Raw genomic sequence first — 25,369 nt, forward strand, 5'->3', positions numbered from 1 at the left:
CGCCTCCGACGGGTGTCCGTGTAGTGGGTATCAGGCCGCACCGAGCGGCGGGAAAACCCAACGGACACAAGGAGAACTTCCATGCTTCGCACGCGCATCGCCGTCTCCGTCGCCGCGGCGGCAGCCGGGCTGGCAGTGCTCACCGCTTGCTCGGGTGCCGAAACTGCTCAGCCGGTCATCGCCCCCGCAGCGGCCGGGGGCACCGGTGGCGGTCAGCTCGCCAACGGCCAGGTCGGCAACGCCGCTCCGGCGTCGAACGAGTCGAAACTCGTCGTCGCGGACGTCGCCAACGTCGGACAGGTGCTCACCGACCAGAACGGGATGACGCTCTACCGGTTCGACAAGGACACGGCGAAGCCGCCGAAGTCCAATTGCGACGGTGACTGCGCCAAGGCCTGGCCGCCGTTGCTGTCGACCGGGGACGTCGAAGTGCAGGGCGTCGACAAGAGCCTCGTCGGCAAGGTGACGCGGTCCGACGGCACCGAGCAGATCACCGTCGGCGGGTGGGCGCTCTACCGCTACGCCAAGGACACCAAGGCCGGGGAGGCGACCGGGCAGGGCGTCGGTGGCGCCTGGTACGCCGCGAACGCCAAGGGCGGGAAGGCCGGGCAGGCCGCGGCCGAAGCCGGCGCCGTCAAGCTGAGCGCGAGCAAGATCGACGGGCTCGGGGACGCGATCGTCGACCAGAACGGGATGACGCTCTACCTGTTCACGAAGGACACCAAGAAGGCCAAGACGTCCGCCTGCAACGGCGACTGCGCCAAGACGTGGCCCGCGGTCCTGTCGAACAACGGCAAGGTCGAACTGCAGGGCATCGACTCGAAGCTGCTCGGCAGCATCAAGCGCGCGGACGGCACCGAGCAGGTCACCATCGGCGGCTGGCCCGTCTACACCTTCTCGAAGGACCTGAAGCCGGGCGACGCGAACGGCATGGGCGTCAACGGCACCTGGTTCGTCATCGAGCCCAACGGGTGCAAGGTCGGGACCACTCCCAGCTCCGCCACCAACCAGGCTCCGGCTGACAGCGGCGCTGGGAGCAGCAACTCCGGCGCCGGTGGCACCACCTACTGAGCCACCCCGAAACTGCTAGTGGGCGAGGCCCGGCGGACGCTCTTCACGAGCGGCCTCCGGGCCTCGCTCGTCGTGGTGGCGGCGCAGGAACGACCGGCGGCGCGGGGTGGCGTCGTCGGTGCGCTCGACGCGGTCGCGGTCGATGACCTCGGTGTGCTGCTCGGCGACCGCGGGCTCGCCGACCGTCTCGTCCTCGGGCAGCAGGATGGTGCGGCGGGCCGGCAGGACCGCGATCAGCAGGCCGAGCGCGGCGACGCCGAGGTGCAGCCACGTGTCGGCGGGACCCATGTCCAGCGGGTTGCCGGCGGTGGCGAAGGGGTTGTTCGAGATGAGGCCGTCGATCATCAGGCCCCACACGAACAGCAGGCCGTAACCGATGAACAGCAGCCAGCCGAACGTCCGGGCGCGGCCCGAACCGAACGCCAGCAGCAGGCCGATGACGCCGGTGCCGATGCGGACGAGGCTCATGAGCGGGTTGGCGGAGAACCGCCAGAAGCCCGCGTCGTGGTGGCCGGCGAAGTTGCCGAAGCCCGTCCTGGTCAATCCGATGATGCCGACGACGAGGAACGCGATCCCGGCCAGTCCGGCCAGCACCTGCGCCGGCTGCAGGCCGCGAACCCGGATGCGTGCGCCTTTCGCGTGAGTCATGACTCCAGTCCTTCCCAGCGGGTGGTGACGACCGTCACCGCCCTCAGGTACCCCGCGAACACGGTGAGCGAAACGACGGTGCTTGCCCGCGGGCCACCTGCGCGTTCCCGGTTTCGGCCCCTGGCGAGAGCTATCCCACAAATTCACCCCAATCAGCGAACAGCGCGCCGCGCTCCCGGCAATCCGGAGCATGCGCAAGCTGAGCGGGATCTTCCTGGTGGGACTGTGCCTGGGGGCGGTCGGCGCGGTGGTGGTCACCGCGCGTCACGGCGTCCCCGCGGCACCCGCGCCCCTCGCGGTGGCGGAATCGCTGACAACGATGTCGGAAACGCCGGTGAGCACGCCGACGACCCCCACTCCGACGCCAACGCCGTCGCCGAGCAAGAGCGCCACGCCCAAGAGCGCGCCGAAGGTGGACGCCGCCGAGCTGGACCGGCTGATGCCGAGCGGGACCGCCAGCGCCGTGGTGTTCGACCGGCAGAGCGGAGCCACGACCGTCTCCGTGCGGGCGGACCGCGGGTACACGTCGGCTTCGCTGGTGAAGCTGCTGATCGCGCTCACCGTGCTCGAGCGGGGTGGGCCGACGGCATCCGTGCAGAAGATGTTGTCCCGCAGCGACGACGAGCTCGCGAGCCAGTTCTGGTCGGCCTACGGCGGGCCGGCGATCGTCACGCGCTGGGCCACGAAGCTCGGGCTCACCGGGACGCGGGCGCCGCAGGATCCCGGGCGCTGGGGCGACACGCGGATCACGGCGCGGGACGTCGTGCGGATCCACCAGTACGTGCTGGAGCACGCGCCGGGCGCGATCATGGCCGCGTTGCGGGGTGCGACCGAGCGGGGGTCCGACGGCTTCCGGCAGTACTTCGGCATCCCGGACGCGGCCGACGGGCGACCGTGGGCCGTCAAGCAGGGCTGGTCGTGCTGCGGGCCGACGCGGATGCTGCACACCTCGGGCGTCGTCGGCGACGGGGACCGCTACATCGTGGTGGTGCTGAGCGAGCACCCCGCTTCGGTCGACTACGCGACCGGTTCGAAGCGGGTGACGGCGATCGTCTCCGCGCTGCTCGGCTGAGGACTACTGGTCGGTGTCCGCCAGCGCCCCGTGCGCGCCGGACTTCGGCAGCGGCCACGGCAGGACGCCGCCCGTCGTCTCCGCCTGGCGGCCGGGCGGGGCCGGACTCGTTGTGTGCGAACCGATCCACGCCAGGACGTCGGGGATCTGGGACTTGAAGGTGTTCATGTTGTGGCCCGCGTCCCGGATGCGCCACGACGTGAACTGCACCGGCGGCCTCGCCGCGGCGCGGATCTGGTCGATCGCGTAGCTCTCGTAGTTCTCCTTCTCGCCGGAGATGGCGAGGATCTGGACCGGGGACGGGTGGAGGCGGACGTTGACCCGGACGTTGTTGGCGTCGTTGATGTCCTGGCGGCCGTGGAACAGGTCCTCGGTCTCGGCGTCGACCTGTGCCTTGTCGTAGCCGCTGACGCTGACCGCCTGGCCGTACCACTGCGGGTGGCGGGTCACCAGGTTCATCGCGCAGTACCCGCCGGACGACCAGCCCGCGATCGTCCACGCCTGGCGGTTCGGGGCGACGCCCAGTTTCTGCAGGGCCCAGTCGCGCAGGTCGGCCGTCAGATACGTGTCGTTCGCCGTTCCGTTGACCTCGTCGACGCATTCGGTGTCGTGGCCGACCTTCGGCACGCCCGTCGGGTCCGGGACGATCACGACCGTCGGCGGCAGGACCTTCTTCGCGATCGCGGCGTCGAGCTGCTCCGGCATGTGGTAGCCGCTCGTGAAGACCTCGGGGCCGGACGGGTAGTTCGGGATCCACTCGATCGCCGGGAAGCGGAGTTCCTTGTACGCCGCGTCGAAGTACTGCGGGGGCAGGTACACCGTGACGTCGCGGGTCAGCTTGGTGCGGCGGCCGGTCACCTTCATGTGGACGACCGTGCCCTTGCCCTCGCGGGCGTGCGCGACGCCCGTGTCGCGCAGCTTCTCGAGGTCCTCGCCGTTCTGCGATGCCTCGGCGTCGGTGCCCTGGCCGGCGTACCCGCCGGTGCCGAACAACGAGCCGACCGTCGGGAAGAATCCGCCGATCATGTTGCCCGCCATGCCGGTGGTCAGGACCAGCAGGACGACCGCGAGCAGGATCGTGGCGCTGCGCCACAGGCGCTTGCGCTTCCAGCGGTCCCAGAACCACGGGACCGCGATGATCGCGAGCAGCGTCAGCACGACCACCACGATCATGTTGACCGGCGAATCCAGCCGGATGCTGCTCAAGTTCATGGGTCGGTCCTTCCGGGCGGGCAGTGAATGCGCACCCGGACCCCCCGGGACTCGCGTATATATCACGTTTGAGCCCACGGACAAGTTGCGGCCCTGTGACTTCTGTCATAGGGCCGCAACGCGCGCCGAACTCAGCGTTTTCTCAGTTATTTCCCCAAAGCGCGGGTCAGCACGGTGATGGCCTGGGTGATCGCGGCCTCGGCGGCGTGGGTCTCGCGGAGCGCGTTGACCATCACGAAGTCGTGGATGATCCCCTGGTATCGGACCGCCGTGACGGGCACGCCGGCCTGACGCAGCTTCGCCGCGTACGCCTCGCCTTCGTCGCGCAGGACGTCGGCCTCGCCGGTGATCACGAGGGCCGGGGGCAGGCCGGCGAGCTCCTCGAGCGACGCGCGCAGCGGGGACGCGGTGATCTCCGCGCGCTGGGCGGGGTCGGTCGTGTACTGGTCCCAGAACCACTTCATGCCTTCGCGGCCGAGGAAGTAGCCCTCGGCGAACTTCAGGTACGACTCGGTGTCGAAGTTCGCGTCGGTGACCGGGTAGAAGAGCACCTGCTGCTTGAAGGTCACGTCGCCGCGCTGCTTCGCGAGCAGGGTCAGCGCCGCGGTCATGTTCCCGCCGACGGAGTCGCCCGCGATCGCGATGCGCGAAGTATCGAGGCCGTGCTCGGAACCGTGCGAAGCAACCCACTTCGCCACGGCGTAGCTCTGCTCGATGGCGACCGGGTAGCGCGCCTCCGGCGAGCGGTCGTACTCCGGGAAGACGACGGCGGCACCGACACCGGCCGCGAGTTCGCGCACCAGCCGCTGGTGGGTGTGGAAGTCGCCGAACACCCAGCCGGCGCCGTGGATGTAGACGATCACCGGCAGCGGGCCCTCGACGCCCTCGGGGCGGACGATCCGGGTCTCGACCTCGCCGGTCGGGCCGCCGGGCACCTGGACGACCTCGATCGACGCGGGGGCCATGGCGACGTCGCCGTCCTGGACGCCGTCGACGGCCTTGCGTCCCTCCGCGGGCGGCAGCTGGAACAGGTACGGCGGCTGGTCGGTGGCCTCGGCGAACGCCTGCGCGGCCGGTTCGAGGGCCAGGTTGTGCGGGTTGGCGGTCATGTCGTCCTCCTCGAAGTGAAGCAAGCTGATGTCATCAAGGTAGCTCTCAACTGAGTTGTGCACAACTAAATGACGTCCAATGAGATGCAGGGCACTTAAGTTGCCGCGCAGTCCGAAGTCGGGGAGCATGGAGAGTTACGAGAGAGGAGGACGCCATGGCATCGCTGCGGCTGGACGACCAGCTCTGCTTCGGGCTGTACTCGGCGTCGCGCGCGGTGACGTCGCTGTACCGGGTCGTCCTGGACGACCTCGACCTGACCTACCCCCAGTACCTGGTCATGCTGGCGCTCTGGGAACAGGACCACCGCCTGGTGAAGGAACTCGGCGCCGAGCTGAACCTCGACTCGGGCACGCTCTCGCCGCTGCTCAAGCGGCTGCAGACGGCGGGGCTGGTGGTCCGGAACCGGCAGGCCGACGACGAGCGGTCGGTCCGCGTCAGCCTGAGCGAGACCGGGAAAGCGTTGCGCGAGAAGGCTCAGGGCATCCCCGACGTGATCGGCACGGCGATGAGCCTGGACGACGCCGGGGTGGCCCGGCTGCGCGCCGAGCTGGACCGCCTGACAGAGTCGGTGAACGCCTATCGGGAGGCTCTGGCACCGGCATGATCAACCACGATGACGCGCTGAAGGCCGTCGAGAGCAGCCTGGACCGCCCCTCGGCGGCCCGGATCTACGACTACTTCATCGGCGGGCACACGCACTACGCGATCGACCGCGACTTCGCGGAGAAGGTCCGCGCCCGGCTGCCGCTCATGGGCGAGTACTGCCTGACGAGCCGGCAGTTCCTCGGCCGCGCGGTCCGCCAGTGCGTCCGCAAGGGCATCCGGCAGTTCGTCGACATCGGCTCGGGCCTGCCGACCGCGGGCAACGTCCACGAGGTCGCCGACGAAGAACGCGAAGAACTCGACACGCGCGTGCTCTACATCGACAACGAGCCGATCGCGCTCGCGCACTCGACGTTGCTGCTCGCCGACACCGCCGACCCGGAGCGCCACCACGCCATCGCCGCGGACTTCCTGCAGCCGGAGGACCTCTGGGACCGGGTGACCGCGTCCGACGTCATCGACGTGCGGGAGCCGATGGCCCTGGTGATCAACGCCGTCATGCACTTCGTCAAGGACGAGCAGAACCCGGACTACCTGCTCAAGTTCTACCGGGAGCGGCTGCCGTCCGGCTCGCTGCTGGTGCTGTCGCAGATGACCAACGAGAACCCGGTCAACGAGGACGAGCGCCAGGCGCTGCTCGACCTGCTCGAGTACTACGAGACCACGACGAACCCCGGTTTCCTGCGGCCGATGGCCGAGTTCGAACGCTTCTTCGGCGGCTGGCCGATGCTGGCGCCCGGGCTCGTCTACGCGCCGGCGTGGCACCCCGACGAGCGGACCGTGTTCGCCGGGTCGCCGTCGGAGTCGCGGGTGATCGGCGGCGTCGCCCGCAAGCCTTAGGACGCTTCCCGGAGTCCTTCGAGGAGGTCGAGGACGGCGCTCTTACCCAGCTCCACGGCCTTGCGCAGCACTTCGGGGTCGCGCTCGACCACGCCGACGTCCGGCGATCCCGCCGGCGGCCTGATGCTCAGGATCCGCGGGTCCGACGCCAGGACCTCCTCGTCCTCGACGTCGCGGCGGTAGGTGTCACGCCACGCGGGGATCGTGCCCGGGGCCTGGCGGCGCAGGAACCGCGGCACCACGACGTCGTAGGCGCGTGGTGGCGGCACCGGGAGCTCATCGGCGCGGCGGGTGCGCAGCACGAGGACGTCGGTCGCGTCCTGGGCCAGCGCCGTCCGGTACGGGATCGGCTCGGCGACGCCCGCGTCCACGAACCGGCGGCCCGCCATCGGGATCGGCGGCCCGGCCAGCACCGGCATGCAGGAGGACGCCGCGAGCGCGACCTTGATCGCGTCGACGTCGTCGAGAAAGGGGTGCAGGTCGGTCGACTCCCCCGTGTCGGCGTCGGTGGCCAGCGGGTGGAACGTCACCGGGTTGGCCAGGATCGCCGGGAAGTCCATCGGCTCGAGCACCGAATAAACCTGGTGGACGAGGTATTCGAGGTCGATCACCGCGCGGCCGCGCAGGGTGTGCAGCGGGTTGATGATCCGGCGCATGACGACCGGGTTCCACCAGGTCCGCACGCCCGTCGACGACCGGCCGCTGAGCAGCCAGGCGCCGTTGAGCGCGCCGGCCGACGAGCCGTAGACGGCGTCGAAGACCGGGACGGCGCCGAGTTCGTCGAGCGCCAGTGCCATGCCGCTGGAGTACGTGCCGCGGCTGCTGCCGCCTTCGACGGCGAGCGCGAGGCGCCTGCCGTCGGTGCGCTCGCCCGGGACGCTGCCCGTCGCCAGCCGTTCGGAGATCAGTTCGAGTACCGGGTGCACTCCTCCCATCCTGGTCTTTTCTTCCCGTTCGTCGACCCGATTTGCCTCACTCAGGGGGGTGAAGTGATGCGCGCCTCGTTGCACTGCAACTCGTTGCATAGGACGCTCGGGCCATGGCACTGGAGCACGCGATCCTCGTCTCGCTGTCCGAGCGCGCCGGCTCGGGCTACGAGCTCACGCGCCGCTTCGAGAAGTCGATCGGGCTCTTCTGGAGCGCCACCCACCAGCAGATCTACCGCGTCCTGAAGCGGATGGAAGAGGCCGGCTGGGTGGCCGTCGACGTCGTCGCGCAGTCGGGGCGGCCGGACAAGAAGGTCTACACGGTCAGCGACGGCGGCCGCGCCGAACTCGTCCGCTGGCTGGCCGAGCCCGATCCGGGCGCCGGACCGGTCGAACTGGCCGTGAAGATCCGCGGCGCCACCTTCGGCGATCCGGCGAAGGTGGCCGAAGAGATCGTCCGGCACCGCTCGGCCCACGCCGAACGCCTCGACGTCTACCGCCAGATCGAAAAGCGCGACTTCCCCTCGCCCGCCGGCCTCCACGGCCAGCACCTGCACCAGTACCTGGTCCTGCGCGGCGGCATCCGCGTCGAAGAGGGCCAGGTCGAGTGGTTCGACGAAGTCCTCGCCGCCCTCCACCACACCAAGGACGCCTGATGACCCCGTACCCGAACTTGCTGTCGCCGCTCGACCTCGGCTTCACGACGCTGCGCAACCGCGTCCTGATGGGGTCGATGCACACCGGCCTCGAAGACAAGGCGTCGCACTTCCCCGAGCTGGCCGAGTACTACGCCGAACGCGCTCGCGGCGGGGTCGGCCTGATCGTCACCGGCGGGTTCGCGCCGAACAAGACCGGCTGGCTGCTGCCGCTCGCGTCGAAGCTGACGACGTCCGCCGAAGCGAAGCAGCACCGGCAGCTCACCGCGCCGGTGCACGAGGCCGGCGGCAAGATCGCGCTGCAGGTGCTGCACGCGGGCCGGTACGCCTACCACCCGCTGAGCGTGTCCGCGTCGAGCATCAAGGCGCCGATCAACCCGTTCCGGCCGCGCGCGCTCACCGGCTACGGCGTCCGCAAGCAGATCGACGCCTTCGCGAACTGCGCCGCCCTCGCGCGCGAAGCGGGCTACGACGGCGTCGAGATCATGGGCTCCGAGGGCTATCTCATCAACCAGTTCCTGGCCGAGCGCACCAACAAGCGCACCGACGCCTGGGGCGGCACGCCGGAGAAGCGGCGCCGGTTCGCCGTCGAGATCGTCAAGCGCACGCGCGAAAAGGTCGGCGCCGACTTCATCATCATCTACCGGCTTTCGATGCTCGACCTCGTCGACGGCGGCCAGCGCTGGGAAGACGTCGTCGCGCTCGCCCAGGAGGTCGAGGCCGCCGGGGCGACGATCATCAACACCGGGATCGGCTGGCACGAGGCCCGGGTGCCGACGATCGTCACGTCGGTGCCGCGCGCCGCGTTCACCTGGGTGACCGGGAAGCTCAAGCCGCACGTCGGCATCCCGGTCGTCACGTCGAACCGGATCAACATGCCGCAGGTCGCCGAAGAAGCCTTGAGCCGCGGCGACGCCGATCTCGTGTCGATGGCGCGGCCGTTCCTCGCCGACCCCGAGTGGATCCGCAAGGCCGAGACCGGCCGCGAGGACGAGATCAACACGTGCATCGCCTGCAACCAGGCCTGCCTCGACCACGCCTTCAAGCGCAAGCTCGTGTCCTGCATGGTCAACCCGCGCGCGGGCCACGAAACCACGCTGACGCTGGCGCCGACGCGGCGGCAGAAGCACGTCGCCGTCGTCGGGGCCGGGCCCGCGGGGCTGTCCGCCGCGACCGCGCTCGCCGAGCGCGGGCACCGCGTCGAGCTGTTCGAAGCCGACGACGAGATCGGCGGCCAGTTCGGCATCGCGCGGAGAATCCCCGGCAAGGAGGAGTTCGCCGAGACGATCCGCTACTACCAGCGGCGCCTCGAGGTCACCGGCGTGAAGCTGCACCTCGGGACGCGCGCGAAAGCCGCCGATCTCGCCGGCTTCGACGAGGTCGTGCTCGCCACCGGCGTCGCGCCGCGCGTGCCGTCGCTGCCCGGGATCGACCACCCGAAGGTGCTGTCCTACGTCGACGTCGTGAAGCACGGCAAGCCGGTCGGCGCGCGGGTCGCGGTGATCGGGGCCGGCGGCATCGGCGTCGACGTCAGCGAATTCCTCACGCACACGGACTCGCCCGCGCTCGACCTCGACGCGTGGATGGCCGAGTGGGGTGTCACCGATCCGGAGACCGCGCCGGGCGGCCTCACCGAACGGAAGCCCGAGCCGTCGCCGCGGCAGGTTTACCTGCTGCAGCGCAAGAAGACCGGGATCGGTTCCGGGCTCGGCAAGACGTCGGGCTGGGTGCACCGGGCCGCGCTCAAGGCCAAGCGCGTCGAGCAACTGCCCGGCGTCAGCTACGAACGGGTCGACGACGAGGGCCTGCACATCACCGTCGACGGCATCCCGCGGTTGCTGGAAGTCGACACGGTCGTCGTCTGCGCCGGTCAGGAGCCCGTGCGGGACCTCGCGGACGAACTGCGCGCCGCCGGGCTCCCGGTGCACCTCATCGGCGGGGCCGACGTCGCCGCGGAACTCGACGCGAAACGCGCGATCGACCAGGGAACGAGGCTCGCCGCATCGCTGTAGCCCCAGATGCGTCCGGCACTGGCAGGATGGGGCCCGTGCGAGACGTATGCGTGATCGGGCTCGGGCTGATCGGCGGTTCGCTGCTGCGCGCGGCGGCCGCCAGCGGCCGCACGGCGTTCGGCGCCGCGGTTTCCGAAGGGGACGCCGACGCGGCCAGCAGAGCGGGTTACGACGTCACGACGGACGTCGAAGCCGCGCTGCACCGGGCCGCCGCCGACGACGCGCTGGTCGTGCTCGCGGTGCCGCTCCCGGCCGTCGAAGACCTGCTGCGGCTGGTCAACCAGCACGCGTCGCATTGCCTGCTCACCGACGTGACCAGCGTGAAAGCGCCGGTCTTGGACGCGGTCCGCCGCCGCGTGCCGTACACGCGGTACGTCGGCGGGCACCCGATGGCGGGGACGTCGAACTCGGGCTGGCTGGCCGGGGACGCGACCCTGTTCCAGGGCGCGGCCTGGGTCGTCGCCGTCGAAGAGGACACCGACCTCGAGGCCTGGGCCGAAGTGGCCGCGCTCGTGCTCGACGTCGGCGCGCACGTCGTCCCGCTGCCGGCGGAGTCGCACGACGAGGCCGTGGCCCGGATTTCGCACCTGCCGCACCTGTTCGCGGCCATCCTGGCCACGATCGGCGCCGAGGGCGGCCCGCTCGCGATGTCGCTGGCGGCCGGGTCCTACCGGGACGGCACGCGGGTCGCGGGCTCGAACCCGCACCTCGTGCGCGCGATGACCGAGGGCAACCGGGACGCGCTGCTGCCGATCGTCGACGAAGCACTCGGGCGGCTCGGTGCCGCGCGCGGTTCGCTCGCGTCGACCGGTGGGCTGGCGGCCACGATCAACGCGGGTTACGAAGGCGCGCAAGCACTCGCCGCCAACCTGGACGCCGAGCGCGCGGGCGTCCGGATCAGCCTGGCGGCGCCGGACGCCCGGCAGGGCCTGATCGCGCTCGGCGAGCGCGGCGGCCGGATCACCGGGCTGTCCGACGGGATCGCGACCGGCGAGGTCCAGTAGTCACCGCGCCGGCGGGGTGTCCGGGGTGTCGTCGAACTTGTTGAGGAAGTCCTTGGCCTTCTCGACGCCGCCGTCGATCTGCGAGTCGTGGCCCGCGAACTTGGACTTCGCGAAGTCCGCCGCCTTGTCCAGGCCCTCCTCGATCTTGTCGTTGTGCTCGCGCAGGGCCTCTTCGGCCTTGCCCTTCAACGCTTCGAAGTCGATTCCCATGGCGCAATTGAACAGCACCGGCGTCACGTGCGCCTGTGGTAGGGCAGGAACCGCCGGACGAGCCGCAGCGGGGTGCGTTCCACCAGGTCGGGGCCGCGGACGGCGTCGAACGCCGACTCCAGCTGGTCGACGACGCCGGCGAGCTGCTCGCGGTCCGGCAGCGGTACCGACCGCGGTTCGCGCTGCTCGCGGATGGCGGTCGCCAGTTCGTCCAGCGCGGCCGTGAGCAGCTCGACGTCGGCCGGGTCCGGTGGCGGCACTCCGCGCCCGATCGTCACGCCGACTTCGGTGACCGCGTCCGCGACGCGTTCCTGCGCGGCGATCACCGGCCACCACGCCACCGCCTGGCGGCCGTTCGCCGACGGCTCGACGACGACCTGCTGGAACGCCGTCCGCAGGTCCGCCAGTGCCCGGTAGGCGCCGCGCCGGGCCCGCGACCGCGCCAGCCTCGCCTCCCCCGAAGACGCCTCGACCAGCGCGCACGAGACGTACTTCGCGACGGCGTCCAGCCCGTCGGCCAGCCGGCCGCCGACCTGGGGACGGCGGCTGCCCGGCCACAGCAGGTAGCCGAAGACCAGCACGATCACGCAGCCGAGCGCGGTGTCGACCAGCCGCGCCACCACGACGTTCCAGCTGCCGGTGTTGGCCAGGTCCATCTGCAGGATGATCAGCGGCGTCACGAACGCGCTGAGGATGCCGTAGTTGCGCACCTTCCCGACCGCGACGCCGCCGGCGAAGATCGCGATCAGGGCAACCAGGATCCAGCCGCGGCCGCCGGCGGCGAGCACCACGGCCCCGATCCCGACGCCCACGAGCGTGCCGATCCCGCGCAGCACCGCGCGGCCGAAGACCGAACCGAAGTCGGGCTTGAGCACGATGCCGACGGTCAGCGTGATCCAGTAGGACCGCTCGAACGGCACCAGCAGGCCGACGACCTCGGCGATCGCGACGCAGAGGGTCAGCCGCAGCGCGGCGATCCAGGTCAGCGGGCCGGACGCGAGCGAGCCGGCCCACGCGCGCAGGCGCCGGTACCAGGGCGTCGGCTCGCGGCGCTTGCGGTCGTCGCCCTTGCCGATCCGGACCAGGCCCGCGTATAGGGCGGCGAGCCGCGGGTCGGTTTCGTCCACCGGCGCCGGCGGCGGTTCCGGGAGCGGCTGGCTGGCCAGCACCGACGCCGAGAGCGCGACGAAGTGGTCGATGACCTCCCGCGGCGGACGGCGGCCGGCGTGGACCAGCGCCACCGACGCCTCGACCGCCGGGGTCGTCGCCGACAGGAGGTTGAGCAGCTGGCGGTAGGCGGCGTCGCGGCCGGACAACCACGAGCGCGCGGTGAGCAGCTGGTCGTAGGCGGTGTTCATCGCCGTGGTCAGCCGGTGGCGGGCCACCCGCGAGACGGCTTCGTCGGTCGCGGACAGCATCGCGGCCAGCTCGACGTAGACGTGCGCGACGGCGGTGCGCTCGGGGCTGGTCGCCCGGAAGGTCCAGCTGACCAGCGCGACCAGGAAGCTCCAGGCGGCGCCGAGGCAGAAGAAGCCGAAGAGGAGTTCGACGCGCACGCCGGTCGCGTGCTGGCCGGTGCCGAGCACGCAGAACACGAACATCTGCAAACCGGCGACGGAGGCGTTGCTGCCGGCCGCGCTGATCAGCGCGGACACCGCGGCGACCAGGATCACCGCGGGCACCGACAGCGCCGGGACGCCGCCGGTGAGCAGCCCGACGAGGTACCCGGCGGTCGCGGCGAGCGTCGCGCCGCCCAGGCGTCGCGCGCGGTAGCGGTAGGGCCCGGCCGATTCCGACAGCACGGCGGGCAGCGCGCCGGTCGAGATGAGCGCGCCGACGGCGATGTCGCCCGCCGCGTACGCCACCGCGAGCGGGATGGCCAGCGCGACGACGGCGCGGGCGACCATGTTCCACGGCACCGGGACCGGCTTGCTGCGCAGGAGCTGGGTCAGCCAGTGCGGCGCGGCGAGATCGGGACGCGGCGTGCTCACGCCCCCATCTTGACCTACGCTCCCCGGGACGCTTAATTATCAATCTGTCAACAACGCGGGAGGTTCCGGTGGGCCGCAAGTTCTCCTTCGAGGTCAACCGCACGAGCACGGCTCCGCCGGAGGCGCTGTTCGCGCGTGAGGCCGAGGGCCCGCGCTGGGCGGAGTGGGGAAAGCCACTCATCGTGCAGGCCCGCTGGAAGCGGCCGGGTCCCGGCGTCGGCGCCGTCCGCGAGGTCGGGCTGTGGCCGGTGCTCATCCGCGAAGAAACGGTCGAGTACGAGCCCGGCCGCAAGCACGTCTACACGTTCTTCGGCGCCAACCCGATCAAGGACTACCGCGCCGAGGTGCTGCTCACCCCCACCGCCGACGGCGGCACGCACCTGCGGTGGACCGGGTCGTTCACCGAGCCGGTCAAGGGCAGCGGCCCGGCACTGGCCGCCGGCTTGCGCGCGGTGATCCGGCTGTTCTCGGGCAAGCTCGTCAAGGCGGCCGAAACCGGGCGCTGACCCGGGTGCGCCAGGCCACACCAAGATCGCCCGGCGCAACGTTCCGCGGCTCTCCCACGTCACTCTTTCGGGTGGTCTTTTCGGCCACCGGGGAGGGGACGCGGGATGAAGCGAATGGCGGCGATCGTCGTCGCGGCGGCACTGGCGCTGACGGCGTGCTCGGCGGACGAGCCGGACCAGCGGGAGTTCGGCACCAGCCAGCCGAACCCGGCGCCGGGTGGCGGCCCGGGCGCGACGACACCGGGCCCGTACCCGTTCGGCACGGTCCAGCAGAAGGCACCCGCGGTCGAGAACGGCCAGGTGCCGGTCGTCCGGCGGATCACCACCGACAAGCCGTACGTCTTCCTCACCATGGACGACGGCGCCGTGAAGGACCCGGCCGCGCTGAAGCTGATGCAGCAGAACGGCACCCACCCGGTGCTGTTCCTGAACCAGAAGTACGTGAAGGGCCACGAGGCCTACTTCAAGCAGATCCTCGACGCCACCGGCGCGACGCTCGGCGACCACACGGTCGACCACCCGAACCTCAAGGGCAAGCCGTACGAGTTCCAGCGCAAGGAGATCTGCGACGACGCCGACGACTTCCAGGCGTCGCTCGGCGTCCGGCCGTCGCTGTTCCGGCCGCCGTTCGGTAACTACGACCAGAACACGCTGCGCGCGGCGGCCGCGTGCGGGATGCGCGCCGCCGTGCTGTGGACGGCCGCGGTCAACGACGGGCACGTCCAGTTCCAGGCCGGCGACAAGCTCAAGCCGGGCGACATCGTGCTGATGCACTTCCGGAAGACGTTCACCGAGGACTACACGGCGTTCGTCGAGCAGGCGAAGAAGGACGGGCTGACCCCCGTCCCCCTGGCCGACTTCCTCGGTTAGAGCACCACGGTCGGCGTCACGACCGTCCGGCGGCACGAGACGTCCCCGAGGTGCACGAGGATCTGCGTCGTCCCGCGCGGCACGTTGTCGAGCACGAACCGCCCGCCTTCGTCGGCGGTCGTCGACGACGTGCCGTGCTCGGCGACGCGCACCTCGACCCCGTACTGCCCGGCCGGTACCAGCCAGCCGTCGATGCGGTGCAGCTTGCCGATCTTCGTCAGGTTGATCATCACCGTCAGGTCGCTGACGGTGAACGTGATCGTGCCCGTGCCGCCGCCGCGCACGCCGGCGAGGTCGTCGAGCCGCTCCCACCGGGCGACCTCGACGTCGAGGTCTTCGAGCGCGAGCGCGAATTGGACCCGCTGCACCAGGTCTCCCGGTGGCGGGTCGAACTCGTCGAGGAAGCTGCCGATCCCGGCCAGGATCAGGTCATCGGAAAAGGCCTCACCCGGCGCCCCGAGGTCGTTCATCGGCTTCCCCCTTCACTGGCGAGGAGATCGCGCATCTGGTCGAGGCAGCGTCCTCGGGTCGGTCCGACGCTGCCACGTGGCATGCGCAGCGCCTCGGCGACGAGCTGGTACTCCGCGCGACCCGCGAGCACGGTCAGCCGGAGCAGTTCCTGACAGCGGTGGGGCAGCCGGACGAAGGCGCGCCAGACCCGGCGGTCGCGGTCGGCGCGGACGGCTTCGTCTTCGGGTGCCGGTTGGGTGCTCGGCATGGCCTCGGCGACTTCGTCGCTCAGGGGCACGGGCTGGATGCGGCGGCCGAACGGGTGGGTGGCCTCGCGGCGGGTGGTGGTGATCAACCAGGCGGCGAGCGCCTTGGGATCGCGGAGCTTCCCGAGCTGGCTGAAGAGGGCGAGCCAGACGGTTTGGACCACGTCTTCGGCGACCGAGCGGTCGAGGCCGTTGGCGCGGGCGACGTGCCACACGAGCGGGGTGAGCTCGGCGACCAGGCGATCCATCGCCCGGCGGTCACCGTCCCGCGCGGCCTGCATGCACGCGGCGTGCAGCTCGGCGCCGGTCAGACCCTCCCAAGGCGGGTCCACCTCTGTGGTTTGCACGTCGGTCACGGTATCTGCCCCTCTTCGGAAGAGTCTTCGAGTCGGCAATGGCAGTATCGCGGGTCCTTCGGGGGGAAGGAGCGTGCAGGTGGATCTCGGATACATCAAGTCACTTACTTCTGCGGTGGCGGGCAATGGTCGGCTGCGGGAGGCACCGGCCGGCGCGGATGCGCCCGCACCGGCCGGTGCTCCCCTCCCTCAAGGACCCGCTCCCCAACGGGCCCCGCCAGGTGTCCCCTCCCCCGAAGAGCACCCGGCCGAACGGTGTCCGGAAGCCCCCTCGGCTCCCGGGCACCGCGTTTTCCGTCGAACGCGACACCCCCTGTCGTGTTCTTCCGTCCTCGGCTGCTCCACAGGACGCAGTGGCGGGGCGGCCAGATACACGAACCGCCGAAGTTTTTTCGAGATCGACGTTCCGGCGCCAGGAGATCACCGAATGTGATCAGCAAGCGTTTGCGCCCACCGCGCGTAGCCCGCCGGCCCGGGGTGGAAGCGGTCCGAAGCGAAGGCCGCGGGGTCGAGCAGCGCGGGATCCATCGGGAGGTGGGTGACGCCGGGGACGCGGGCGAGGGCGGCGGCCGACGCGTCGAGCGCCGTCGACCGCGCCGACAGGACGTCACGCAGGGGCCGCGGCAGCGCCGGGAAGCGGGACATCGGCGGCACGCCGGCCAGGACGACGCGGACCGGGCCGAGCCGCCGCCGGACCTCGACGACGAGGGCCAGGAGGTCGCGACGGTAGGCCGGGGCCGTCCGGAGCTCGATGGTGTCGTTGACGCCGAGCGCGACCACGACCAGGTCGGCCGGGCGCAGGAGCGGGACGAGTTCGGCGCGGACGGTCCGGGCATTGGCGCCCGTCCGGCCGACCGCCTGCCAGCGCACCGCCCGGCCGTCGCGGGCCAGCTCGCGGGCGAGGCAGCCGGTGAGCGCTTCCTCGTGGTCCGCCGCGCCGACGCCGTCCACTGTGGATTCGCCGAGGACGGCGAGGCGGAACGGTTCACCTTCGCCGGGGACGAGCCCTTCGGTGGGCCCCGCGGCGCCGGGGAGCCGCGGGGTCGTCCGCTTGACGTAAACGGCTTGAGCGATGAGCACCATGCCGCCGACGCTAGCCGTGGGCGATCGAAACCTTGCGCCTGATCAGCGTGGGGTCCGCCACGGCGTCGAGCAGGTACGCGGCGACGTCGGCGCGGCGGATCGTGTAGCTGCCGCGCACGTTGCCGTCGAGGCGGCTCTTCACGACGCCGGTACGCGGGCCGTTCAGCAGCATCGGCGGGCGGACCACCGTCCAGTCCGCGTCGCTGGCCATGACCAGGTCCTCCATCGCGCGCATGTCCGCGTAGCCGTGCTTGAGGACCGCGTTGAGCAGCGGCTTCACGAGCGTGCGGGTGAAGACGCCGTCGCCGTCGGCGTCCAGGCCGCTGGCGCTGACCACGAGCAGCCGCTTGGCCCCGGCCGCGAGCGCCGCGCGGGCGCCGTCGGTGCAGACGGTCGTCGGCTGACGGTCGCGTGAACCCAGCGCGGAGAGAACGGCATCGCAGCCTTCGATCGCGGCGGTGAGCTTCTCGTGCTCGTGCAGGCCGGCGACGACGACCTCGGCCGGCAGCTCCAGCTTGGCGGGGTCGCGCACCACGGCCGTGACGTGCCAGCCGCGGTCCAGTGCCTGCTTGACGACTTCGCGGCCGACGCCGCCGGTGGCGCCCAGAACGGTGATCCGCATGGTGTCTCCTCCTCGGTTAGTGAACACTCACCAGGTAGGGTGAGTGTTCACTAACCAGACTGAGAACGCACTCAGGGAGCCACCATGGGAAGCCGTGAGGAGATCGTCGCCGCGGCCGCGAAGGTGATGCGCGAGCAGGGCTACGCCCACGCGACGACGAAGGCCATCGCGCGGACCGCGGGGTACTCGGAGGCGATGCTCTACAAGCACTTCCGCGACAAGACCGACCTGTTCCTCAGCGTCATGGGCGAGGAGCTGCCCGCACTGGGCGCGGTGCTGGGCGAGCTGACCGCGGATCCTGGGCAGGCGTCGCTGCGGGACAACCTCGCCCGGGTGGCAGGGCTCGGCCTGGCTTTCTACCTCGAGGGGTTCCCGATCGCGGTGTCGGTGTTCTCGTCGCGCGAGCTGCTGCGGTCGCACCGGGAACGGCTGGGCGAGCACGGGCCGCGGGTGCTGCTCGACGGCGTCGCGAATTACCTGCGGGCCGAGGTTTCCCTGGGCCGGGTCAAGGCCGGGACCGACGTCGAGGCGGCCGCGGCCCTGCTGCTCGGCGCGTGTTTCCAGCGGGCGTTCCTGGCGACGTTCGAGGAGCGCGAGCCGGCCGATCTCGCCGGGCGGCTCGCGGACACGCTGCTCGCCGCGCTCTGAGGCACTAGTCGTTCCACAACTCGGCCGCTGCCTCGGGGTGCGTCACCTGCAGTCGCTCGACGAGCCGGGCATGGTGGGCCGCCGCGGCACTTCCACTGCCGTGCCCCAGCTCCTCCGCGACTTCGTCCCAGCTCAGACCTCGCCCACGGGCATGCCTGATGAACGCGTCTTCCGACTGGTCCAGCACTCGCCGTTGCCGGACGATGAGGCGCCGCCAGGCGCGCACCACCTCGGCCGGCATCTCCGAATCCGGCCGGCGCCCGGCAAGCAAGGAAAGGGCCGTCAGGGGCGACGACGCGAACGAGGATCCGCCGGCCTCCCCGAGCTGCGTACTGAGCCAATCGCGAACAACCGGATCCACATCGAGCTGGTCGCCCACATCCCCCACCGTTCTGCCGCCGCCTCAAGCGGAGGCGTTCTTCTCCTCGCGCAGCTTGTGCCAGCGCTCGTACATCCCGTTGAGTTCTTCCAGCATGAACGACAGGAAGTCCCGCATCTCCGCGAGCCGCTTGCCGGCCGGTGAGTCCTCGCCCAGGGCGTCGATGCCGTTGTCGGCCGCGTCGCGCCACATGATGATCATGCGGTCGCGCTTGAGGAAGGTCGCGTACCAGAGGTCGTCGAAGAGGCGGTAGTGGTCGCGGCGCTCGCCGGGCTCGCGTTCCTTGGCGACCAGGCCGATCTGCTCGAGGAAGCGCACCGCGCCCGAGATCGCGGCCGGGCTGACCGACAGCTGCGAGGCCAGGTCGGCGGCGGTCAGGCGGCCTTCGTCGGTGGTCATCAGCGCGGCGAACACCCGCGCGGCCATGCGCTGCATCCCGATCTGCGAGAGCACCAGCGCCAGGCTCTCGACGTACCGGCGGACGGCGTCTTCATCTCGCTTCGTGTCAGGCGTCGTCATCGGCCCATCCTCCCGTACCCGTCCCCCAAGATCACTCTCTCTATACATTTTCTTAACTTCACAACTTTGTGAAACCAGTGTAGCTTCCGAAGCATGGAAAACGCCATCGCGATCTCCGGCCTGCACAAGTCGTTCGGCCGGACGAAGGCCCTCGACGGCCTCGATCTGCAGGTACCTACTGGGGAAGTACACGGTTTCCTGGGCCCGAACGGCGCCGGGAAGTCGACCACCGTCCGGGTTCTGCTCGGCCTGCTCCACGCGGACTCCGGGGACGTCCGGCTGCTCGGCGGCGACCCGTGGAAGGACGCCGCGAGCCTGCACCGCCGCCTGGCCTACGTGCCCGGCGACGTCAACCTCTGGCCCAACCTCTCCGGCGGCGAGGTGATCGACCTGCTCGGCCGCCTGCGCGGCGGGCTCGACGAGAAGCGCCGCGCCGACCTGATCGAGCGGTTCGACCTCGACCCGAAGAAGAAGGGGCGGACGTACTCGAAGGGCAACCGGCAGAAGGTCGCCATCGTCGCCGCGCTCGCGTCGCGGGTCGACCTGCTGATCCTCGACGAGCCGACGTCCGGCCTCGACCCGCTGATGGAGGCGACGTTCCAGTACGCCATCCAGGAGGAGCGCGAACAGGGGCGGACCGTGCTGCTCTCCAGCCACATCCTCGCCGAGGTCGAGGCGCTGTGCGACAAGGTCAGCATCATCCGCAACGGCCGCACGGTCGAGTCCGGGACGCTCGCCGAACTGCGCCACCTGACCCGGACGTCGATCACCGCCGAGCTGGCCGGCCCGCCGAACGGGCTGACGAAGCTGGCCAACATCCACGACCTCAAGGTCGAGGGCAACCGCGTCCGCTTCGACGTCGAGACGCGCTCGCTCGACGAAGCCCTGCGGCAGCTCACCGAAGTCGGCGTGCGCAGCCTGGTCAGCCAGCCGCCCACGCTCGAAGAGCTGTTCCTGCGGCACTACACGACCGAAGCGAGCGCGAAATGACCGCGACCCTCTCCCGCGCCGAAGCCGAGGTCGCGCCCGCGCACGAACTCGCGGGCACCTGGCACCTCACCCGGCTCGCGCTGCGCCGCGACCGCGTGGTGCTGCCCATCTGGATCGTGCTGCTCAGCATCGTGCCGGCGAGCACGGTCAACACGTTCACGCAGTTCTACCCGACGGTGGCCGACCGGCTCGCGCTGCAGGCGGGCGCCAACGCCAACCCGTCGTACGCGCTGCTCTACGGGCCGCCGTTCAACCTGACCACCGCCGGCGGGTTCATCGCCTGGCGCATGTGCGGGTTCCTGGCGCTGCTCACCGGGCTGATGGTGGTCTTCACCGTCACCCGCCACACCCGCGCCGAGGAGGACACCGGCCGCGCGGAGCTGCTCGCGTCCGCGGTCGTCGGCCGGTACGCGGCGCTGACGTCGGCGCTCTTCGTGGCCGGTGGGGCGAGTGTCCTGATCGGGCTGGTCCAGACGGTCAGCCTGATCGGCGCCGGGCTGCCGGCGGCCGGCTCGATCGCCTTCGGCGCGGCGGAAGCCTTGGCGGGACTGGGGTTCACCGCCGTCGCGGCAGTCGCCGTCCAGCTCGCCGAGTACTCGCGCACCGCCAACGGGATCGGCACCGCCGTCGTCGGCGCCGCCTTCCTGGTGCGCGGAGCCGGTGATTCCACTGTGGACGCCCGCTGGCTGTCGTGGCTGTCGCCGATCGGCTGGGTGCAGCAGGTCCGGGCGTTCGCCGTCGAACGCTGGTGGGTGCTCCTGCTGCCGGCGGCCTTCGCGCTCGTCGTGGGCGCGATCGGGTACTGGCTGCTCCCCCGCCGCGACGTCGGCGTCGGCATCCTGCCGCCGCGGCCGGGTCCGGCGCGCGCGGCAGCGAGCCTGCGGTCGCCGTTCGCGCTCGCCTGGCGGCTGCACCGCGGTCCGCTGACCGGCTGGCTCGTCGGCGTGGCCGTGGTCGGCGCGGTGTTCGGGTCGATCGCCAGCGGCATCGGCGACCTCGTCGGGTCGAGCCCGCAGGCGCAGCAGATCTTCGAACGGCTCGGCGGCAGCCACGCGCTGACGCAGGCGTTCCTCGCCGCGATGGCCGGGATGTTCGCCATGGTCGCGTCGCTCTACGGCGTCCAGGCGGCGCTGCGGATGCGCGGCGAGGAGACCGCGATCCGGCTCGAACCGGTGCTGGCCACCAGCGTCGGCAAGCTGCGCTGGGCGGGCGGCCACCTGGTGTTCGCGTTCTTCGGCACGGCGGCGCTGCTGCTGGTCGGCGGCCTGTTCATGGGCCTGGCCAACGGCCTGCGCACCGGCGACGTCGGCGGTTCGATCGGCGACACCCTCGCCGGGATGCTCGTCCAGCTGCCCGCGGCCTGGGTGGTGGTCGCGCTCGCGGTGGCGATCTTCGGCCTGGTGCCCGCGTACTCGGCCGCGGCGTGGGCGGTGGGCGCGCTGGCGCTGCTGCTCAGCCTGTTCGGCCCGGTGGTGAACCTGCCGCAGGCGGTGCTGGACGTCTCGCCGTTCCAGCACCCGCCGAAGCTCCCGGGCCAGGAGTTCACCGCGACGCCGGTCGTCTGGCTGCTCGTGGTCGCGGTCGTGGCGCTGGGGGCCGGCCTGGCCGGCTGGAAGCGCCGGGACGTCGGTTAGCGCGGACGCAGCTCGCCGCCCGCGCCCACCAGGAGCTGGGCTTGCGGCCCCGCCTTTCCGCAGGCGGGGCCGTTCGGCTCGCTGAACGCCGGTGTCACCTCGACGCCGTGGGGCTTGCCGTCGTCGAACCGGACGGTGACCCGCACCGGCTCCGCGGGCAGGCCGGGGACGTCGGCGAAGCCCTGGAGGCCGCCGGTGGGGACCATCGACACACCGCACGCGCCGTCCGAGCACGTCGTCGCGCCCGCCGCGGTCTCGGGGAAGAGGGCGACCTGGCGGGTGACGCACCGGCCGTCCCAGCAGGCGTCGAGCGTGGCGCGGGTGATGCCGGCCGGGTCGGGGACCGACAGGCCGATGCCGACCGGGGTGCCGATGTCCGTGCAGGCCACCTCGTCCGTCCCGCACCCGGCCGCGCCGAGCAGGAGCACGGCCAGGGTTCCGGCAAAGTCACGCCGGCGCGGTCCGGAGCGTTCCGCCAACGTCTTGAATGAGTCATTCAGGACCTCCGAAGACCTGAATGAGTCATTCAAGACGTCGGGCGAGCCGATCACCGGCGGCGGAGTGGCCGAGCCGCGCGACTTTGCCCGGCCCCTGAGGGCCGCGGCGATCCACGGAATCCTTCGCATGACAGCCAGACGGGACCGGCGGCCTGCCGGTTGCACGGTCAGTCGCGCCAGCCGCTGGTCAGCGGCAACGTTGTCGACGTCAGGGTGGGCGTGGCCGAGGTCGGCGTCGAAGTCACGGTGACCTCCACCCGGCTCGTCGTGGTCGTCGGCGCAGGCGTGTCGACCGAGATGACGGTGGAGGGCGGCGCCGACGCGGTCACGGTGACCGGCACGGCGGGCACGGTGCTGGTCGGCGGCGTGCTGACTTCGGCGGGCCGGGGCGTCGGGCGCCCGGCGACGAGCAGGGCGGCGACGAGCAGCCCGGTGGCGAATCCCGCCAGCCCGGTGACCGCGGCGGAACCCCAGGTAGGTCGGCCACTCATCCGGGCACCCCCTCGCCACGCGCAGCGCAGGTACGAGGACTAACTCGCGTCGATCTTACTTCTCGTTACCCGATGTGCCACCTTGGAATCCCGGCTGTGGCTCGCCGGCCTCCTCAGCCAGTTCGGCAGCCGGATCGACGTGCTGGCGGTGCCGCTGCTGATCGCCGCCGACATCGGACGCGCGGCGCTGATCGCGACGGTCCCGGTCGCCGCCCTGTTCGGCGTGCTCGGCCTGCCCCAGCTGCTGTTCGTGGTCCTCGAGGTCGGGCTCCTCGGCGTGTTCTTCGACATCGCGCACCAGACGTACGTCCCCCGGCTGATGCCGTGCGAGCAGTTGCCGGACGCGCCTGTGGCCGGCGCTGTGGCTGCGCCGCATCGAAACCCCGGACGTGCGTCCCGATCCGCGGCCTCGGCGGCTGCTCCGCGAGATCGGCGAAGGGCTGCGAGTGGTGCGCGGCAACCGCATCCTGCTGGCGATCAGCGCGCACGGCGCGGTGTCGAGCCTCTTCCAGTCGGCCCACCTGGCGATCGTGATCGTCTTCCTGTTCCGGGACGTCGGGCTCCCGGCCTGGGCGATAGGGCTGCTCGGCACCGCGTCGCTGACCGGTGCCCTCACCGCCGGGCTCACCGCTCGGCTGCTACGTCGCCGCCGGTTCTTCGCGAGCTACGGCGTCATCGTGCTGAACGTGTTCGGGATGAGCTTCCAGCAGGCGGTCGCGGCGCCTGCGCTGCTGGACGGGGCCCTCGCGACCGCGTTCGGGACGCGGGCGACGCTGCAGATCGCCGCTGCGGAAGCTGCGTGACCTGAACGAGGTCTCAGCGGGACGGCCCTAGTTTCGGGGCATGGACGAAAGCGCGCGGGCGCACCGGCTCTGCGAGGCGGCCCACTCGGCGTGGAAGGCCGGTGATCCGGCGCGGGCCCGGCGGCTGCTGGACGTCATGACCCGGACGGTCCGCGAGCCCGTCGCGCGGCCGCTGACCGGGCGGCTGCGCGGGCTGATCGAGCTGTACAGCGGGAACCTCGCCGCCGCGCAGGACCACCTGACGCGGCTCGCGGACCGGGTCGAACCCGGGCGGGCCGCGAGGCTGCTGTTCCTGGCGATCGACGCCGCGCACCACCGCGACCGGTGGGACGACGTCGTCGCGCTGACGCGGCGGATCACCGCGCTGGACTGCGAGCCCGGGTACCACGTCCTGGCCGGGCTGTTCGCCGGCGGCGAGGTCCCCGATCCGTGGCAGCTCCTCGACGCGGTGCCGGCGTCGCTCACCGAACGGCACGCGCACCGCTGGCTCGTCCCGATGGCGATCAGCCGCCGCGGGCCGCACCGGCAGGCGACGCGGGAGTTCGGGCTCGTCGCCGCGGAACGGTTGCGCGCCAACGGGCTTCTCGCGCTGTACGCGGTTCTGCTGACGTGGCTGGCCGAAGTGGAGCTGGACCTGGGCCGCTGGGGCGACGCGCGGGCGCACGCGGAGGAAGCGCTGCGGACCGCCGCCGAGCAGCGCGTGACGTCGGTGGACGCGCACGCCGTGCTGGCCCGGCTCGCCGCCCTGCGCGGTGACGCGGAGGCGTGCCGGGAGCACGCGGCGCTCGTGCTGGGGGAAGCACCGGCCCAGGACAACGCCTTGGCCGCGGCGCAGGCCCGGTGGGCGCTGGGCTCACTGCACCTCTCGCGCGGTGAGTACGAACCGGCCGTGGAACGGCTCACCTCGCCGGGGCACCGGGACGTCGCCGCCGCGGCCGCCCGCGACCGCGCCGAAGCGGCGTCCGGCGGGCTTTCCCTTGTCCCACCCGACGACCGGCCCTTCGAGCGGGCGCGCGGCAGTCTCCGGCGCGGCCAATCGCTGCGGCGCGACCGCCGCGTCACCGAAGCGAAAGTGGCGCTGCGGACCGCGCTGGAGCTGTTCGAAAGCCTCGGCGCGGCGGAGTGGGCGGCGACGGCTCGCCGTGAGCTGCGGGCGGCGGGGTCGGCCGCGCCCACCGCCGGGCCGTTGACCGCCCAGGAGCGTCAGGTGGCGGAGCTGGCCGCGGCGGGGTTGTCCAACCGCGAGATCGGCGCGCGGCTGTTCCTCAGCCCGCGCACCGTCGGCTACCACCTGTACAAGGTGTTCCCGAAGCTCGGCATCGCCAGCCGGGCGCAGCTACGCGACATCGCCCTGACCGGCTGACGCCCGCAGCCCGTCGACGACGACGCGGACGAGGTGCGCGCTGCCCGGCGTGTACCGCTCGACCGCGAGGCAGCCGACGATGAGCGCGCGCAGGTCGTCCCCGTCGATGTCCCGCCGGACGGCCCCGGCCGCCTGCGCCCGCTCGAGGAGCCGCGCGAAGCCCGCGCGGAAGTCGTCACCCGCGCCGGCTTTGAAGGCGTGCCCACTGGATTCGGCGAGGGCGTCGCAGATGGCCCGGTTGAGGGACGCCTGGTGGATGACGCGGACGAAGTAGTCGAAGAAGACCTCGCCGGGCTCGTCGGCTTCGGCGAGGGCGCGGGCTTCGTCGGCGAACTGCTGGATGCGCTCGAGGACGACGGCCTGGAACAGCGCTTCCTTGCTGGGAAAATGCCGGTAGACGGTGCCGGCCCCGACGCCGGCCAGCCGCGCGATGTCGTCGAGCGGCACCGCCAGCCCGTCGACGGCGAACGCCTCTTCCGCGGCGGCCAGGACCTTGGCCCGGTTGCGCCGGGCGTCCGCGCGCATCTTCTCCATCAA

30 protein-coding genes are annotated in these 25,369 nt (G+C 71.5%); 14 read left to right on the plus strand and 16 right to left on the minus strand.

Features of this window, described 5'->3' with window-relative positions; genetic code table 11:
- The first annotated feature begins 81 nt into the window (after positions 1–81).
- A complete protein-coding gene (locus H4696_RS31890) occupies positions 82–1,071 on the plus strand; it encodes an SCO0930 family lipoprotein (RefSeq protein ID WP_086863129.1) in 990 nt (329 codons plus the stop codon).
- Between the two features lie 15 nt (positions 1,072–1,086).
- Here the strand turns inward: H4696_RS31890 and H4696_RS31895 are convergent, their stop codons facing one another.
- Positions 1,087–1,719, minus strand: coding sequence for a DUF4383 domain-containing protein (locus H4696_RS31895; protein WP_086863128.1), 633 nt, complete (start codon positions 1,717–1,719; stop codon positions 1,087–1,089).
- A gap of 190 nt (positions 1,720–1,909) precedes the next feature.
- On the opposite strand from H4696_RS31895, the gene H4696_RS31900 reads away from it, so the two are divergent.
- Positions 1,910–2,791 carry a serine hydrolase gene (locus H4696_RS31900; RefSeq protein WP_086863127.1) on the plus strand — a complete coding sequence of 294 codons (882 nt, stop codon included), beginning with the start codon at positions 1,910–1,912 and terminating at the stop codon, positions 2,789–2,791.
- A gap of 3 nt (positions 2,792–2,794) precedes the next feature.
- Here the strand turns inward: H4696_RS31900 and H4696_RS31905 are convergent, their stop codons facing one another.
- On the minus strand, positions 2,795–4,003 hold the full coding sequence (locus H4696_RS31905; RefSeq protein ID WP_086863126.1) for an alpha/beta hydrolase: 1,209 nt from the start codon (positions 4,001–4,003) through the stop codon (positions 2,795–2,797).
- A 146-nt stretch (positions 4,004–4,149) separates the two neighbouring features.
- Entirely contained in the window at positions 4,150–5,112 is a 963-nt protein-coding gene (locus tag H4696_RS31910) for an alpha/beta hydrolase (protein ID WP_086863125.1), read from the minus strand.
- A gap of 155 nt (positions 5,113–5,267) precedes the next feature.
- Between H4696_RS31910 and H4696_RS31915 the strand changes: the two genes are divergently transcribed.
- The gene (locus H4696_RS31915) at positions 5,268–5,717 is read left to right on the plus strand and encodes a MarR family winged helix-turn-helix transcriptional regulator (protein WP_086863124.1); all 450 of its coding nucleotides are present in this window, start codon (positions 5,268–5,270) and stop codon (positions 5,715–5,717) included.
- The gene (locus H4696_RS31920) at positions 5,714–6,556 is read left to right on the plus strand and encodes an SAM-dependent methyltransferase (RefSeq protein WP_086863123.1); all 843 of its coding nucleotides are present in this window, start codon (positions 5,714–5,716) and stop codon (positions 6,554–6,556) included. The genes H4696_RS31915 and H4696_RS31920 overlap by 4 nt, the downstream gene beginning before the upstream one ends.
- On the opposite strand, the gene H4696_RS31925 is transcribed toward H4696_RS31920, so the two are convergent.
- Positions 6,553–7,491, minus strand: a complete 939-nt coding sequence (locus tag H4696_RS31925) for a patatin-like phospholipase family protein (RefSeq protein ID WP_225955858.1) — start codon at positions 7,489–7,491, stop codon at positions 6,553–6,555. The two genes, H4696_RS31920 and H4696_RS31925, sit on opposite strands and share 4 nt — an antisense overlap.
- Positions 7,492–7,595: 104 nt before the next feature.
- Here H4696_RS31925 and H4696_RS31930 point away from each other — a divergent pair, with 104 nt between their 5' ends.
- Genes H4696_RS31930 through H4696_RS31940 form a run of 3 tightly spaced genes read left to right on the plus strand, consistent with a single transcriptional unit; the run spans position 7,596 to position 11,154 of the window.
- Entirely contained in the window at positions 7,596–8,138 is a 543-nt protein-coding gene (locus tag H4696_RS31930) for a PadR family transcriptional regulator (RefSeq protein ID WP_086863121.1), read from the plus strand.
- Entirely contained in the window at positions 8,138–10,150 is a 2,013-nt protein-coding gene (locus tag H4696_RS31935; protein ID WP_086863120.1) for an NADPH-dependent 2,4-dienoyl-CoA reductase, read from the plus strand. Before H4696_RS31930 ends, H4696_RS31935 begins: the two co-directional genes overlap by 1 nt.
- 50 nt (positions 10,151–10,200) lie before the next feature.
- Complete coding sequence (locus tag H4696_RS31940; RefSeq protein ID WP_086863119.1) at positions 10,201–11,154, plus strand: prephenate dehydrogenase; 954 nt, start codon at positions 10,201–10,203, stop codon at positions 11,152–11,154.
- On the opposite strand, the gene H4696_RS31945 is transcribed toward H4696_RS31940, so the two are convergent.
- Both H4696_RS31945 and H4696_RS31950 read right to left on the minus strand, forming a co-directional pair.
- A complete protein-coding gene (locus H4696_RS31945; protein WP_086863118.1) occupies positions 11,155–11,364 on the minus strand; it encodes an antitoxin in 210 nt (69 codons plus the stop codon).
- Positions 11,365–11,387: 23 nt separating this feature from the next.
- Positions 11,388–13,355 carry an FUSC family protein gene (locus tag H4696_RS31950; RefSeq protein ID WP_086863117.1) on the minus strand — a complete coding sequence of 656 codons (1,968 nt, stop codon included), beginning with the start codon at positions 13,353–13,355 and terminating at the stop codon, positions 11,388–11,390.
- 68 nt (positions 13,356–13,423) lie between these two features.
- Here H4696_RS31950 and H4696_RS31955 point away from each other — a divergent pair, with 68 nt between their 5' ends.
- Positions 13,424–13,861, plus strand: coding sequence for an SRPBCC family protein (locus H4696_RS31955; protein WP_086673582.1), 438 nt, complete (start codon positions 13,424–13,426; stop codon positions 13,859–13,861).
- Between the two features lie 114 nt (positions 13,862–13,975).
- The gene (locus H4696_RS31960; RefSeq protein ID WP_225957555.1) at positions 13,976–14,731 is read left to right on the plus strand and encodes a polysaccharide deacetylase family protein; all 756 of its coding nucleotides are present in this window, start codon (positions 13,976–13,978) and stop codon (positions 14,729–14,731) included.
- On the opposite strand, the gene H4696_RS31965 is transcribed toward H4696_RS31960, so the two are convergent.
- The 4 genes from H4696_RS31965 to H4696_RS31980 all read right to left on the minus strand — a co-directional run bounded on the left by H4696_RS31965 (position 14,728) and on the right by H4696_RS31980 (position 17,508).
- Positions 14,728–15,201 (minus strand): hypothetical protein, encoded by a 474-nt coding sequence (locus H4696_RS31965; protein WP_086863116.1) that lies wholly within the window; start codon positions 15,199–15,201, stop codon positions 14,728–14,730. The two genes, H4696_RS31960 and H4696_RS31965, sit on opposite strands and share 4 nt — an antisense overlap.
- Positions 15,198–15,803: an RNA polymerase sigma factor gene (locus H4696_RS31970; RefSeq protein WP_086863115.1), complete on the minus strand. Its 606-nt coding sequence runs from the start codon at positions 15,801–15,803 to the stop codon at positions 15,198–15,200. The genes H4696_RS31965 and H4696_RS31970 overlap by 4 nt, the downstream gene beginning before the upstream one ends.
- A gap of 420 nt (positions 15,804–16,223) precedes the next feature.
- Positions 16,224–16,886: an SGNH/GDSL hydrolase family protein gene (locus H4696_RS31975; RefSeq protein ID WP_086863114.1), complete on the minus strand. Its 663-nt coding sequence runs from the start codon at positions 16,884–16,886 to the stop codon at positions 16,224–16,226.
- A gap of 10 nt (positions 16,887–16,896) precedes the next feature.
- On the minus strand, positions 16,897–17,508 hold the full coding sequence (locus tag H4696_RS31980) for an NAD(P)-dependent oxidoreductase (RefSeq protein WP_086863113.1): 612 nt from the start codon (positions 17,506–17,508) through the stop codon (positions 16,897–16,899).
- 84 nt (positions 17,509–17,592) lie between these two features.
- Here H4696_RS31980 and H4696_RS31985 point away from each other — a divergent pair, with 84 nt between their 5' ends.
- Positions 17,593–18,156 carry a TetR/AcrR family transcriptional regulator gene (locus H4696_RS31985; protein WP_086863112.1) on the plus strand — a complete coding sequence of 188 codons (564 nt, stop codon included), beginning with the start codon at positions 17,593–17,595 and terminating at the stop codon, positions 18,154–18,156.
- Between the two features lie 4 nt (positions 18,157–18,160).
- On the opposite strand, the gene H4696_RS31990 is transcribed toward H4696_RS31985, so the two are convergent.
- Together H4696_RS31990 and H4696_RS31995 are read right to left on the minus strand one after the other, a co-directional pair.
- Complete coding sequence (locus H4696_RS31990; RefSeq protein WP_143265267.1) at positions 18,161–18,535, minus strand: hypothetical protein; 375 nt, start codon at positions 18,533–18,535, stop codon at positions 18,161–18,163.
- A gap of 24 nt (positions 18,536–18,559) precedes the next feature.
- Positions 18,560–19,054, minus strand: coding sequence for a GbsR/MarR family transcriptional regulator (locus H4696_RS31995; RefSeq protein ID WP_086863110.1), 495 nt, complete (start codon positions 19,052–19,054; stop codon positions 18,560–18,562).
- 93 nt (positions 19,055–19,147) lie between these two features.
- On the opposite strand from H4696_RS31995, the gene H4696_RS32000 reads away from it, so the two are divergent.
- Positions 19,148–20,044 (plus strand): ABC transporter ATP-binding protein, encoded by an 897-nt coding sequence (locus tag H4696_RS32000; RefSeq protein WP_086863109.1) that lies wholly within the window; start codon positions 19,148–19,150, stop codon positions 20,042–20,044.
- The gene (locus H4696_RS32005; RefSeq protein ID WP_192782647.1) at positions 20,041–21,678 is read left to right on the plus strand and encodes an ABC transporter permease; all 1,638 of its coding nucleotides are present in this window, start codon (positions 20,041–20,043) and stop codon (positions 21,676–21,678) included. The genes H4696_RS32000 and H4696_RS32005 overlap by 4 nt, the downstream gene beginning before the upstream one ends.
- Here H4696_RS32005 and H4696_RS32010 read toward each other — a convergent pair.
- From H4696_RS32010 to H4696_RS50370, 3 genes are all read right to left on the minus strand, one after another.
- Complete coding sequence (locus H4696_RS32010) at positions 21,675–22,106, minus strand: hypothetical protein (RefSeq protein ID WP_249027081.1); 432 nt, start codon at positions 22,104–22,106, stop codon at positions 21,675–21,677. The genes H4696_RS32005 and H4696_RS32010 overlap by 4 nt on opposite strands.
- 236 nt (positions 22,107–22,342) lie before the next feature.
- Positions 22,343–22,666, minus strand: a complete 324-nt coding sequence (locus H4696_RS32015) for a hypothetical protein (RefSeq protein WP_158104359.1) — start codon at positions 22,664–22,666, stop codon at positions 22,343–22,345.
- A gap of 55 nt (positions 22,667–22,721) precedes the next feature.
- Positions 22,722–22,964 (minus strand): hypothetical protein, encoded by a 243-nt coding sequence (locus H4696_RS50370; RefSeq protein WP_225955861.1) that lies wholly within the window; start codon positions 22,962–22,964, stop codon positions 22,722–22,724.
- 91 nt (positions 22,965–23,055) lie between these two features.
- On the opposite strand from H4696_RS50370, the gene H4696_RS50375 reads away from it, so the two are divergent.
- Positions 23,056–23,469, plus strand: a complete 414-nt coding sequence (locus H4696_RS50375; RefSeq protein WP_225955862.1) for a hypothetical protein — start codon at positions 23,056–23,058, stop codon at positions 23,467–23,469.
- 40 nt (positions 23,470–23,509) lie between these two features.
- Positions 23,510–24,832, plus strand: a complete 1,323-nt coding sequence (locus H4696_RS50380) for a helix-turn-helix domain-containing protein (RefSeq protein WP_086862304.1) — start codon at positions 23,510–23,512, stop codon at positions 24,830–24,832.
- Here H4696_RS50380 and H4696_RS32030 read toward each other — a convergent pair.
- Positions 24,806–25,366: a TetR/AcrR family transcriptional regulator gene (locus tag H4696_RS32030; protein WP_086862303.1), complete on the minus strand. Its 561-nt coding sequence runs from the start codon at positions 25,364–25,366 to the stop codon at positions 24,806–24,808. The two genes, H4696_RS50380 and H4696_RS32030, sit on opposite strands and share 27 nt — an antisense overlap.
- Positions 25,367–25,369: the final 3 nt, after the last annotated feature.

It is taken from the genome of Amycolatopsis lexingtonensis (assembly GCF_014873755.1).
Taxonomy (GTDB): Bacteria; Actinomycetota; Actinomycetes; order Mycobacteriales; family Pseudonocardiaceae; genus Amycolatopsis; species Amycolatopsis lexingtonensis.

Bases quoted from the DNA above. Each gene is read 5' to 3' on its own strand.
- H4696_RS31985 (WP_086863112.1), top strand. From the start codon at position 17,593: ATGGGAAGCCGTGAGGAGATCGTCGCCGCGGCCGCGAAGGTGATGCGC.
- H4696_RS32030 (WP_086862303.1), bottom strand. From the start codon at position 25,366: ATGGAGAAGATGCGCGCGGACGCCCGGCGCAACCGGGCCAAGGTCCTG.
- H4696_RS31935 (WP_086863120.1), top strand. From the start codon at position 8,138: ATGACCCCGTACCCGAACTTGCTGTCGCCGCTCGACCTCGGCTTCACG.
- H4696_RS31995 (WP_086863110.1), bottom strand. From the start codon at position 19,054: ATGACGACGCCTGACACGAAGCGAGATGAAGACGCCGTCCGCCGGTAC.
- H4696_RS31910 (WP_086863125.1), bottom strand. From the start codon at position 5,112: ATGACCGCCAACCCGCACAACCTGGCCCTCGAACCGGCCGCGCAGGCG.
- H4696_RS31915 (WP_086863124.1), top strand. From the start codon at position 5,268: ATGGCATCGCTGCGGCTGGACGACCAGCTCTGCTTCGGGCTGTACTCG.
- H4696_RS31920 (WP_086863123.1), top strand. From the start codon at position 5,714: ATGATCAACCACGATGACGCGCTGAAGGCCGTCGAGAGCAGCCTGGAC.
- H4696_RS31975 (WP_086863114.1), bottom strand. From the start codon at position 16,886: ATGGTGCTCATCGCTCAAGCCGTTTACGTCAAGCGGACGACCCCGCGG.
- H4696_RS31930 (WP_086863121.1), top strand. From the start codon at position 7,596: ATGGCACTGGAGCACGCGATCCTCGTCTCGCTGTCCGAGCGCGCCGGC.
- H4696_RS31980 (WP_086863113.1), bottom strand. From the start codon at position 17,508: ATGCGGATCACCGTTCTGGGCGCCACCGGCGGCGTCGGCCGCGAAGTC.
- H4696_RS31965 (WP_086863116.1), bottom strand. From the start codon at position 15,201: ATGAACGACCTCGGGGCGCCGGGTGAGGCCTTTTCCGATGACCTGATC.
- H4696_RS31905 (WP_086863126.1), bottom strand. From the start codon at position 4,003: ATGAACTTGAGCAGCATCCGGCTGGATTCGCCGGTCAACATGATCGTG.
- H4696_RS50380 (WP_086862304.1), top strand. From the start codon at position 23,510: ATGGACGAAAGCGCGCGGGCGCACCGGCTCTGCGAGGCGGCCCACTCG.
- H4696_RS31945 (WP_086863118.1), bottom strand. From the start codon at position 11,364: ATGGGAATCGACTTCGAAGCGTTGAAGGGCAAGGCCGAAGAGGCCCTG.
- H4696_RS31960 (WP_225957555.1), top strand. From the start codon at position 13,976: ATGGCGGCGATCGTCGTCGCGGCGGCACTGGCGCTGACGGCGTGCTCG.
- H4696_RS32005 (WP_192782647.1), top strand. From the start codon at position 20,041: ATGACCGCGACCCTCTCCCGCGCCGAAGCCGAGGTCGCGCCCGCGCAC.
- H4696_RS32015 (WP_158104359.1), bottom strand. From the start codon at position 22,666: ATGAGTGGCCGACCTACCTGGGGTTCCGCCGCGGTCACCGGGCTGGCG.
- H4696_RS31925 (WP_225955858.1), bottom strand. From the start codon at position 7,491: ATGGGAGGAGTGCACCCGGTACTCGAACTGATCTCCGAACGGCTGGCG.
- H4696_RS31890 (WP_086863129.1), top strand. From the start codon at position 82: ATGCTTCGCACGCGCATCGCCGTCTCCGTCGCCGCGGCGGCAGCCGGG.
- H4696_RS31895 (WP_086863128.1), bottom strand. From the start codon at position 1,719: ATGACTCACGCGAAAGGCGCACGCATCCGGGTTCGCGGCCTGCAGCCG.
- H4696_RS31900 (WP_086863127.1), top strand. From the start codon at position 1,910: ATGCGCAAGCTGAGCGGGATCTTCCTGGTGGGACTGTGCCTGGGGGCG.
- H4696_RS32000 (WP_086863109.1), top strand. From the start codon at position 19,148: ATGGAAAACGCCATCGCGATCTCCGGCCTGCACAAGTCGTTCGGCCGG.